This window comes from Protofrankia sp. CiP1_Cm_nod2, from assembly GCF_920664355.1.
In the GTDB taxonomy this organism is placed as follows: Bacteria; Actinomycetota; Actinomycetes; order Frankiales; family Frankiaceae; genus Protofrankia.
In genome coordinates this window covers 1-10,231 of record NZ_CAKKTL010000146.1, presented here as the reverse complement: position 1 = coordinate 10,231, position 10,231 = coordinate 1, and the positions used below count along the sequence as shown (strand labels likewise).

Genomic DNA, 10,231 nt, shown 5'->3' with positions numbered 1-10,231 from the left:
GAAGTGCGTGGGCCGTCCGGCCGGCCCCGGACCCGCCCCGACGCGGTCGCCGGCGACAAGGCGTACTCCTCCCGTGCCCACCGCGCCCACCTGCGTAAGCGGAAGATCCGGACGGTGATCCCGGAGAAGGCCGACCAGAGGGCCAACCGCAAGAAGCGCGGCAGCGCCGGAGGCCGCCCGGTCAGCCACGACGCCACGCTCTCCAGGACCGCAACACCGTGGAACGCGGCATCAACAAGATCAAGGAGTGGCGGGGTCTGGCCACCCGCTACGACAAGACACCCGAAAGCTACGCCGCAGGGCTCCACCTGCGCGGATCCATCCTCTGGCTACGCAGCCTACCAACCCCATGATCCGAACTCAGAACAGACCCTAACCCATGCCTCGGTGCGCGCCCGCTCAGCGGCCAGCGCCTCACCGTCGCCGTCGTGCGGTTCGGCGCGGATGTCGTCCCAGTCATGGAACTCGGTCATGAGCCCTCCCGCCGCTTCCTCTCCACGGCCAGCCATCCGCCATACGCGACCTCGGCCGCGGGGATCGCCGTCCTGTACCACCGCGACCAGTCACCAGCCTTGTTGCCGGCGACCAGCAGTACCGCCTGCGACCAGGATCGAAAACAAAGATCACCCGTATCGCGACATCACGGCCCGACCGTGGACGCAACTCCTTGAGATTCCTGACCGTCGACCCCCTGTAGTCCCTGACCAGGGCTTCTGCGTTACTCATCAGCACAACGGGCGATCTACGCTGCTTCTGTCGGACGGTAGCGGAGACCGTCTATCTCTGTCGTCCTATCTCTGTCGTCCAGCAGTGCTCCGCCGACCTCAGCTCCTGCTGCCCACGCTGTGCTGTCCGGACCCGGCCTCGACCCAGCCCAGCTCCAGCAGCGCCTGTAACACGCCCGCGGCGCCGGGCTGCTGGGGCCGGTGGACGCCCTCCTGGCCGTCCAGCGCGGCGATCAGTGTGGGCTCGGAATTGCCGACGGCCACGCCATGCGCACCGATCCGGAACATGGACAGATCGTTGAGGCTGTCCCCGGCGACCAGGATCGAGGCGGTCGGCCAGCCCTGCGAGCGGGCGAGAGCGGCCAGGGCGTTGCCCTTGGACGCGCCCCTGGGCAGGACGTCGAAGTAGCGGTCCGCCGAGTAGCTCCAGGAGCAGCCGAGCGCCTCCACCGCATCGGTGATGGCCGGCGTGAGATCTCCGGGATGGAGGAAGAACGAGCAGCGGCCCTCCTGCGGCACACTGTCCTGGTAGATCAGCGCGGGGAAGCCGCGCAGCGCGGCGCGTATGCGCCCGGTTCCGGGCCAGCCGGCTCGCAGTTCGTTCTGCAGCGGTTGGAGCGGCATGTGGTCGACACCGTCGAGCACGGTCGCGCCGACGTCGGCGATGATCCAGCGGGGCCTGGGCACCAGCGGGTCGTCCAGCGCCTCGCGGATGGCGGGCAGACCGCGCCCGGTGGCGAAGACGACCACTACCTCGGGGTGACGGTTCAGCGTGTCGCGCAGGCGCCGTCGGTCGGTTGCGGCTCCGCCCAGCAGGGTTCCGTCGAGGTCGGTGACCAGGATTGGCACACGGGTTCCCTTCGTGGCGGGGGCGCCTGCTGTGAAATGGACCGTACGGTTTATCGCCGCGTCCCCCACCACGCCCGCCAGCACCGACCGAACACCTGTTTCTACTCCGGGATCATCAGCGATGATGACCGAGAGTCGAGAAGATGACAGCAAACTGTCATTCTGCCGGTATTCGTGGACGAGCCCACCGGGCCGATCATATCGGAGGACCGGCACGCCGGGTTCGGGCAGTGGGCCGGCGCCTGTGCGGAACGGTGCATATTGGCGCAGTGACCGGTGTGGCCGGTGGCTGTTGTAATGATTCCCGCCGTCCAGTCCACGACGGGCGGCACCGGGCCAAGCAAGTGCTGGCCCGGCGCCGCCCATTCATTGCCCAGCGCTACAGCGGGAGCCCGGACCCGCACGGAACGGGCTGGCCGTGCTGGGGGTCGAGGGCGTTGAGTACCAGCTGGACAGTGGTCACGTCGTAAGGCATCCCGACATGCCCGACGGGGTCGTTGGGGCAGAAGGTCTGCACGGCCTGGTTGGTGACGTTGGGGCCCGCCGGCAGATAGCTCACCGCTTCCGGTGGTGTGGCCACCTCGTCGCGAGTGGTGATGATGTTGGTGTAGGTGACGCTCGGGAACGCGGCCTGCGGCGAGTTCAGTGCGTTGAACGCGGGCCAGGTGGACAGTTCATAACAGGCCGGGCAGCCCAGTAGTTCGATCGTCTGCCAACCGGGCACCAGGTTGAGGACGGTCAGCAGCCCGCTGATGGTGGGCGGGGCCATGGATACCGGTGAGATCCCGACGAAGGCCGACACGTGTGTTGTGCCATAGTTCTTCATGTACAGCCGGGAGATAAATCCGCCTTCGGAGTATCCGACCAGTTTTACCTTGCCGGCTCCGGTGCTGGACACCACCTGGTTGACGAAGGCGTTCAGTTCGCCCGCCGAGTTCCCGGTGTAGCCGATGCCACCGGCGTTGGCGGTATACCAGAGCCTTCCGTAGGTTATGGTGTAGACGCAGTACCCGTTATTGGCGAGTATCGGCGCGAGCGCCTGCCAGTTGGCGTTCTGGTTTTCGGTGATGCCGTGCACGAGGATGACAGGTTCGGGATGTGCCGCGCTCGGCCTGCACGACCAGTCGTTCGCACCCGGGGGCGGTGAGGCGTTCAGCTGACCGGACGCGTAGGCCGATAACGCGTCCCAGTTCACCGGATATGTGGCCGCGGCCGCCGGGCCGCTGCCGATGACGATGGTCGTGGCAACGATCACTGTGACGACCGCGACGACGCGGCCCATCCTTGATCGTAAATGACACTCCTTTTGCAATTTCCGGTGCAAGACATGCTCCTTTTGCAGTTGTCAACGCGAGATGATGTCGCGCCTTATTTCACACAGGGGTGATAGCGTGACAAATCCATCCTGTCCGGCCTGCCATACATTCATGGGTCATGTCACCGGATGGCGATGGGCGTGATGTGCCCGGCGAGCCGATGGCCGCCGCGAAGGGACGGAGCACACCAGAAGGACTATCCGGCGATCTCCCCTATATCGCCATTGTCGCAGAATTTGGACCTACTGTAGATTATTCCCCTGGCAGGGTCAACAACGTTGTCCTGCTGGAGGGCGTGACCAGCACGTCGACGGTCGCCCGACAGGGCCTCTGTCCGTCCGGGCGGGAAGGCCGGGATAAAGGCGTTGGGTCATGGGCCGTGTCTTCAACCGTGTTACCGGGTCAGATGTCGGCAGAGGTGCTGGTCACAGCGGTGCCGCGGGATGGCGTGGACGATGGCCGGTCGACGGCTATGTCTCGTGGACGATCCGGGTGAGCGTGTCCACGGTGGTGCGCGCAGGTGCGCCGGCTATTGCCAGGCGGGACATGACCTGCGGGTACCGGTCGACCTCGTGGGGCTTGTCGAGGAAAAGGGCTCCGATGGGCTGCTCGAGGTACACCACGTCGGTCTGGTCCGTCGCGGGTGGCTCCGGTCCCGGGAAGCGGAGGATGGTGAACGCTCCGCATTCGGCCACGTGAGCGCCGAGCGCGAACGGCATGATCTGGATCGTGATGTTCGGCCAGGCGGACAGGGCAAGCGGACAGGGCAATCAGATGCTCAAGCTGGGCATGCATCACCGCCGGCCCGCCGGTCGACCGCCACAGCACCGCCTCCCGGAACGTGGCTCATCACCGGCCGGCACCGAGCCGGGCCCCGGCAGCCAGCGCGCTCTTCCAGGGGTTCTCCCGGCCGGCGCCGCGTCGGCTTCAGCCGCCGTGGCCGCAGGGCTTCTTCACAGGAGCGCGGCGGCGAGGGCCTGCCAGGCCTGCCTGGGCGGGCGGCCGCCGCGGGTGGCCAGGTCGATATCCGGTGCGAGGACCTGCACGGCCACGTGGTCCGCGCCGGCGTCGTGATGTTCGGCGACGCGCTTCGCGATCCGCTCGGGGGTGCCCCAGGCGACGAGGGCGTCGACGAGCCGGTCGCTGCCGCCGCCCGCGACGTCGTCCTCGGTGAAACCGAGGGCCAGCAGGCTGCGCACATAGTTCGGCAGCCGCAGGTAGTAACCGACGCTGGCCCGGGCGAGAGCTCTGGCGGTGGACGGGTCGGTCTCCAGGACGACTTTCTGCTCCGGGGCGAGCAGCGGGCCGGCGCCGAGCGTCTCGCGGGCGATCCGGGTGTGCTCGGGGGTGACCAGGTAGGGATGGGCGCCGGCCGACCGCTGCCCCGCCAGGGCGAGTGCCTTCGGGCGCAGCGCCGCGAGCACCCGCTGGTCGACGGGCACCGGCTTGGCGGCGTTGTCGAGCGCGTCGAGGTAGCCGGCGAGATACTCCAGCGGCCGGGTGTAGGAGCGTCCCAGCCGCTCCACGATCGGCGCGTGGCTGACGCCCAGCCCGAGCAGGAAGCGGTCCGGGTGGGCCGTTGCCAGCCGGTGGAAGCCGGCGGCCAGCTCCGCCGCGTCGACCGTCCACACGTTGACGATCCCGGTGGCCACGACCAGCCGGTTCGTGGCGGCGAGCAGTTTCTCGGGCAGGCTCAGGCCGGGTGTGGCGGTGCCGAGCCACAGGGCTCCGTAGCCCGCGGCGTCGAGCTCCGCCGCGGCCTCGTGGGCGGCGTCGTCCTCCCAGATGTGCGACGGGGACCAGATGCCCACCCGGCCCAGCGATATCGCCATGACGATCTCCCTCATGTGTTCGACAGCGGTCGAATGGACGTCAGTGTACGATACCTGTCGAACACAGGGGATTCGGGAAGACGGACTCGAGGAGACGATGGCCGGTCAGGCGCGGCGCACCCGCACTCTGCGTCACACCGATCCGAAGGACGTGCCTCTCCAGGACGCCCTGGAAGCTCTCGCGGACCCGGTCCGCCGGCTGATCCTGCGGACGTTGGCGGGCGAGCCGGAGTTCACCCGGGCCTGCGGCACGTTCGATCTGCCGGTGTCGAAGGCGACCGCCAGCCACCACTTCGCCGTGCTGCGGGCCACGGGGCTGCTCGAGCAGGTCGACCAGGGGCCGCGCCGGCTCAGCCGGCTCCGCCGCGCCGAGTTCGACGCCCGTTTCCCGGGCCTGCTCGGCCTCGTGCTCGCCGAGGACGAACAGCCCGGACCAGCGCCGTGTGACACCCACGCCGCTGCGTCCCGGTAGGCCCCCGACGCCGGCGGTGGACGCGGAGGCGCTCAGTCCTGGGCGATGCCGTGGTAGGCCGCGACCGCCTGGGAGCGGTTGACGGCGCCGAGCTTGGCGAGGATGTGCTTGACGTGGGTCTTGACCGTGCCGACGGTGATGACGAGCTGTTCGGCGATCTCCTGGTTGCTGGCGCCGCCCGCGATGAGCGCGAGCACCTCGCGCTCACGGGCCGTCAGCTCGTCGAGACCGCCTTCGCCGCGGAACACCGATGACGCCGTCCGGGCGACGGGGGTGTCGTCGTCGGGAGCCGTGACAAGCTCGATCTCGGCCTCGGTGAGCTCCTCCAGCGCGGTGCCGACGACGGCCAGCGTCTGGCGCACCCGGTCGCGCTGGAGACGCAGGCGCTCCACGAGCACCGAGCGCTCGTGGAGATGACCGAATCCCTCACTGAAAGCCCACAGCACATCACGATCAGTCTCGTCGCAGGCCTGCCCGCCACTGCCGTGGTCGGCGTGCAGGAAACCGACGACACGCCCCGCGGGAGTGATCGGTGCCACCACATACGACGTCGCCTCGCCTGCCCGGATGATCGGATGTACCCGCGGATCCGCGGTGTCCGTCACCAGGCCTGGCCGACGTTCGCTCAGCAGCTCCGTTTCCAGGACGAAGTCGTCCAACGGGATCTCGCGCTGGGCCCATTCGGCGAACCACGGCTCGTCCCGTATCACTCTGTTGGCCTTCCACGGCCGCCAGACGCCGTCCTCGACGCGTGCGAGCAGCACCCGCGCGAAGCCGCAGTTCGCCGCGGTCTCCTCGCATACCCGGTCCTCCAGCGCCTTCGAGCTGATCACCGTACGCAGCAGGCTGAGCCCCCGCTCGCAGCGGGCGATGCGTCGCGCTCGCGACGCCATCCGCGTTTCGGCCTGCTCGACGGCCAGGTCCTGCAGATCGCAGACCAGCCGGGCCAGCGCCGCGGTCGACTCGGCGTCCGGCGTACCCGACAGCAGGCGTTCGGTGCACGCCGCACTCAGCGCGTCCGCCGCACTCAGCGCGTCCGCCGCGCCCGCCATGTCCGCCGCGCCCGCGCGGCCGAGCTCCGGCGTGACGCCCAGCAGCCGTGCGGCACGCTCGAACAGGTCCGTGGCCCGCCCGCTCACGCCGCTCATGGATGGAGCCGTCATGTCAGCAGGCCCACCACCGGGTCGTCGGCGGCGGCCGTGGGCCGGAAGAACTCGGCGGCGCGGGAGGCGACGGCGCCGAGCTCCCGGTCACTGCGGGCGAGCAGGATCTCGTCCTCGGCGAGCTGCCGCAACTGCCGTTCGGCCAGCTCGAAGGCATCCTGGGCCTGGGCCCGCTGCCGGGCGAGCCGCTCCAGCAGCACCGTGCGCTCGAACAGCAGGCCAAAGCCCTGGGCGAACGTCCACAGATTGTCACGATCCAGTGTTGTCAGCTCGCGCCGCGACCCGTAGCAGTCGGCCTGCAGGAAACCGATCACCCGGCCGGCCGGCATCACCGGCGAGGCCACGTATCCCACGCTGTCCGACACGGCCATCAGCTCCTTGTTGGTCCGCGGGTCATCGGCCGCGATCACCTCGGCGGTGCGCCTGCGGATCAGCTCCGTCTCCAGGACGCCGGGACCCAGCGGAATCCACGTCCCGCGCAGGTACGTCTCCGTCGCCCGCGACACGTCCGGATCCAGCCCCGGGGCCAGCCACACCGCTTCGGCGCGCCACGTCGACCCCCGGCGCCGCGAGATCACCGCACGGTCGAAGTCACAGCACGCCCCGAGCTCGGCCGCCGCCGCGGGCAGCAGCTCGGCAACGGTCCCACAATCCCGCAGCCTGGCCAGCCCGCGATGGATCCGTGCCACCGCCGCGAACCGCACCGACACCGCGCGCTCGCGCAGCTCTCCCCGCAACCGTCTGAGCTCGACCAGGCTCAGGCACAGCTCGCCCGCCGTCCGGGCGTCGGGTGCGGGACGGGCACACAGCACAGCACGGATCTCGGCGCCGGCCGTCGCGAGCGCCCGCTCCAGCTCCGACGACTCACCGGCGTCCCCCAGCGCCGGGCCCTCCAGCACCGCACGCGCCCGTTCCGCCAGCTCGCCGACCCGGTCGAGCGGTAACCCCCGGTCGACAGCCACCAGACAATCATGCTGGTCCAGCGCATTACACGGAAGTGAAAGAAGCAAAACACGGCCCATCCGGCTGGGCACCGGGCGGGCCGCCAGAGCGTCTCCTTCGGCATGCGTTCCGGCGGCTTTCCCGTGGCGCTGGTACGTCCCGGGGCGCCGCCGCCGGGCGGTGGGGCGGGCACCGGAAATGATCGTCAGGAGCCGGGAGGCAGGAGGTCCCGGAGAAGTTTCTCGACACGGGCCCGGATCTCATCCCGGATCAGACGGACGGCGTCGATGCCCTGACCTGCGGGGTCGTCGAGTTTCCAGTCCTCGTACCGTTTCCCCGGGAAGACCGGGCAGGCGTCCCCACAACCCATGGTGACCACCACGTCGGAGGCTTCCACCGCCTCCGGCGTGAGGACTTTGGGCGTCTGAGCGCCAAGGTCGATCCCCATCTCGGCCATGGCCGCCACCGCGACGGGGTTGACCCGCTCGGCCGGCAGCGACCCTGCCGAGCGCACCTCGACGGCGCCGCCGGCCAGCCGGGTCAGCCAGCCGGCGGCCATCTGGGACCGCCCGGCGTTGTGGACACAGACGAACAGCACCGAGGGCTTCCCGGACATACGTCGCTTCCCCTTTCTTCGCGTCTTCACAGTGGGACGCCAAGGGCCGGCCCAGCCGCCGCGCCATCGGACGTCGGGCCATCGGACGTCGGGCCGTCCGACGTCGGGCCGTCCGACGCGGCGCCGTTGGACGCGGTGGTGATCCGGTCGCGAGGCGGCAGAACCCGCGGGCCCTGGCCGGGAACAGGCGGGGGCGGCGGATAGAGCAGGCGTGTCAGCGCGTAGCCGACCGTGCCGCCGATCACCTGCATGCCGACGAATGCCGGGACGGATGCCGGGGCTATCCCGGCGAAGGTGTCGGAGAGCATCCGCCCGATGCTGATCGCCGGGTTCGCGAAGCTGGTCGAGCTGGTGAACCAGTAGGCCGCGCCGATGTAGGCGCCGACCGCCGCCGGGGCCCGTTCAGCCCGGCCGGAGCGCGCCAGCGCGAAGATCAGCAGAACGAGGCCGGCGGTCGCGACGACCTCGGCGAGCAGGTGCGCGCCGGACGCCCGGTGATGCGTCGAGATCGACACCGCCGGCTCTTCGAACATCAGGTTCGCCAGCACCGCTCCGCCCACGCAGCCGGTGACCTGGGCGGGGACGTAGGCCGCGGCGTCCCGCCACGGCAGCCCGCCGAACGCGGCGTCCACCCCCGAGACCACCGGGTTGAAATGCCCTCCGGAGACCGGCCCGACCATCAGGATGATCGCGAACAGGCCGGCGGCGGTCGCCGCGGCGTTCTCCACCAGCTGCAGCCCGGTCTGTCCCGGGCTGAGCTGCGTCGCGGCGATCCCTGAACCAATCACCAGGGCGGCCAGCAGCATGCTGCCGACCGCCTCGGCGACCAGCCGGCGCGCCAGCGGCGGTGGGCCCGGCCGCTCCCGTACCATCAGGAGCCCATGGGGCCGGTGGCGACGACCGGTACGGCCGTACCGGCATCCGTCATACCGGTATCCCTCCTCGCGGCGTGTGCGGGGCTCGCCGGCTCCCCCGCCATCTGAGATACCGGCGTGGCCGTGCCGGCGGACGTCGGCGCGCCGCGCTCCCCGACCGGCCTGCAGCCGCATCCCGAGCCCGGCTCGCTGCCCGGTTGCGCCGTCCCCGGCAGCGGTCCGGCGTCGGCGTCGGCGAGCACCGTGTAGATCTCCCACGGGGCGCCGTCGGGGTCGTCGGCCCAGACCTTGTCCTGCACCGCGTAGCAGCAGGTGCTGTTCTTCTCGGTCGCCGTGTCCAGCCCGGCCGCGGCCAGCCGCGCGGCTGCCGCGGCCACCTCTTCGGAGGTGGCGACCTCGACGCCGAGATGGTTGAGCGCGCCGGCCACCCCGGCGCCCCGGGCCCGCGGGTTCTCGATCAGCACCAGCTTCAGCGGCGGCACGTCGACCGCGAAGTTCGCGTACCCCGGCCGGCGCTTCGCCGGGCCGGCCCCGAACAGCTTCGTGTAGAAGTCGACCGCCGCGTCCACGTCGGAGACGTTCAGCGCCAGTTGCACCCTGGCCATCACGATCAGCCCCTCATCGCATCGATCAGCATCAATGTCTTCCTGCCAGACGTGACGATGACCCCACGCATAGACGGCTGTCAATAGGCGGGGCATGCTGAAGGGCATGGTGACCGCACCCCTGCCCACCCCGCTCCGTGCGCGCGCCACGCCCACGGGCCCCGACGCGCGCGCGGATTCCGACGCACCCGGCCTCGCCGGTGCCGCCGGCGTCACCACGGCCTGCTGCACCCCGCTGACCAGGGCGCCGCTGTCCGCCACCGAGGCGGACCGGCTTGTCACGGTCCTCCGGGCGATCGCCGTGCCCGCCCGGCTACGGCTCCTGTCGATGATCTTCGCTCACGAGAACGGTGAGGCCTGCGTCTGCGAGCTCACCGAGCCCCTCGGCCTGAGCCAGCCCACCGTCAGCCACCATCTGAAGGTCCTGGTGGACGCCGGGCTGATCACCCGGGACAAACGCGGCGTCTGGGCCTACTACCGGGCCGTGCCCGACGCCCTGGCCGCCCTGGCCACCGTCTTCGCGCCCACGCGGTAACCGCACGCCCACGCGGTGGCCGCACCCGGGCGGCCCCCGTGGCCCAGCCGCTTCCGGTAAGGGCCGGTCACCGCTGGCAGCGTATGAAGCCCTCCGGGCTGTAGCACGGCAGATGCCCATGGGCCTTCATCACGTCCTGGCCACCGCCCCTGGCCAGATAGTTCAGGAAACTGGCGGTGAGGGAGCCCGCGGGCGGCTGGCCATAGGTATAGGCGTACTCGATCTCCGTGAAAGGGTAGGCGTCGCCACCGATGGTCTCGATCGACGGCATCTGGCCGTTGATACGCAGAGCATGCAGGCC

11 protein-coding genes and 2 pseudogenes are annotated in these 10,231 nt (G+C 70.2%); 3 read left to right on the top strand and 10 right to left on the bottom strand.

Features of this window, described 5'->3' with window-relative positions; translation table 11 throughout:
* A pseudogene (locus NBW84_RS16090) lies at window positions 1-353 on the top strand (transposase); the annotation flags it as partial.
* Window positions 354-824: 471 nt separating this feature from the next.
* Here NBW84_RS16090 and NBW84_RS16080 read toward each other — a convergent pair.
* From NBW84_RS16080 to NBW84_RS16065, 4 genes are all read right to left on the bottom strand, one after another.
* Window positions 825-1,574 (bottom strand): HAD-IIB family hydrolase, encoded by a 750-nt coding sequence (locus NBW84_RS16080; RefSeq protein ID WP_250285561.1) that lies wholly within the window; start codon window positions 1,572-1,574, stop codon window positions 825-827.
* A 379-nt stretch (window positions 1,575-1,953) separates the two neighbouring features.
* Window positions 1,954-2,856: an alpha/beta fold hydrolase gene (locus NBW84_RS16075; RefSeq protein WP_250285560.1), complete on the bottom strand. Its 903-nt coding sequence runs from the start codon at window positions 2,854-2,856 to the stop codon at window positions 1,954-1,956.
* Between the two features lie 504 nt (window positions 2,857-3,360).
* Window positions 3,361-3,660: a Scr1 family TA system antitoxin-like transcriptional regulator gene (locus NBW84_RS16070; RefSeq protein WP_445548216.1), complete on the bottom strand. Its 300-nt coding sequence runs from the start codon at window positions 3,658-3,660 to the stop codon at window positions 3,361-3,363.
* 183 nt (window positions 3,661-3,843) lie between these two features.
* Entirely contained in the window at window positions 3,844-4,722 is an 879-nt protein-coding gene (locus NBW84_RS16065; protein WP_250285559.1) for an LLM class F420-dependent oxidoreductase, read from the bottom strand.
* Between the two features lie 97 nt (window positions 4,723-4,819).
* On the opposite strand from NBW84_RS16065, the gene NBW84_RS16060 reads away from it, so the two are divergent.
* Window positions 4,820-5,194: an ArsR/SmtB family transcription factor gene (locus NBW84_RS16060; RefSeq protein ID WP_250285558.1), complete on the top strand. Its 375-nt coding sequence runs from the start codon at window positions 4,820-4,822 to the stop codon at window positions 5,192-5,194.
* A gap of 32 nt (window positions 5,195-5,226) precedes the next feature.
* Here NBW84_RS16060 and NBW84_RS24385 read toward each other — a convergent pair whose 3' ends face one another.
* The 5 genes from NBW84_RS24385 to NBW84_RS16035 form a co-directional block, all read right to left on the bottom strand.
* A complete protein-coding gene (locus tag NBW84_RS24385; protein ID WP_445548215.1) occupies window positions 5,227-6,342 on the bottom strand; it encodes a helix-turn-helix transcriptional regulator in 1,116 nt (371 codons plus the stop codon).
* Window positions 6,343-6,353: 11 nt separating this feature from the next.
* Complete coding sequence (locus NBW84_RS16050; RefSeq protein WP_250285557.1) at window positions 6,354-7,319, bottom strand: hypothetical protein; 966 nt, start codon at window positions 7,317-7,319, stop codon at window positions 6,354-6,356.
* A gap of 185 nt (window positions 7,320-7,504) precedes the next feature.
* On the bottom strand, window positions 7,505-7,915 hold the full coding sequence (locus tag NBW84_RS16045) for an arsenate reductase ArsC (protein WP_250285556.1): 411 nt from the start codon (window positions 7,913-7,915) through the stop codon (window positions 7,505-7,507).
* 26 nt (window positions 7,916-7,941) lie between these two features.
* Window positions 7,942-8,787 carry an aquaporin gene (locus NBW84_RS16040; protein ID WP_250285555.1) on the bottom strand — a complete coding sequence of 282 codons (846 nt, stop codon included), beginning with the start codon at window positions 8,785-8,787 and terminating at the stop codon, window positions 7,942-7,944.
* Window positions 8,787-9,395 (bottom strand): ArsI/CadI family heavy metal resistance metalloenzyme, encoded by a 609-nt coding sequence (locus tag NBW84_RS16035; protein ID WP_250285567.1) that lies wholly within the window; start codon window positions 9,393-9,395, stop codon window positions 8,787-8,789. The genes NBW84_RS16040 and NBW84_RS16035 overlap by 1 nt, the downstream gene beginning before the upstream one ends.
* A gap of 106 nt (window positions 9,396-9,501) precedes the next feature.
* On the opposite strand from NBW84_RS16035, the gene NBW84_RS16030 reads away from it, so the two are divergent.
* Window positions 9,502-9,930 (top strand): ArsR/SmtB family transcription factor, encoded by a 429-nt coding sequence (locus tag NBW84_RS16030; RefSeq protein ID WP_250285554.1) that lies wholly within the window; start codon window positions 9,502-9,504, stop codon window positions 9,928-9,930.
* A gap of 67 nt (window positions 9,931-9,997) precedes the next feature.
* On the opposite strand, the pseudogene NBW84_RS16025 reads toward NBW84_RS16030, so the two are convergent.
* Window positions 9,998-10,231 (bottom strand): annotated as a pseudogene (locus NBW84_RS16025) (phosphate ABC transporter substrate-binding protein); the annotation flags it as partial.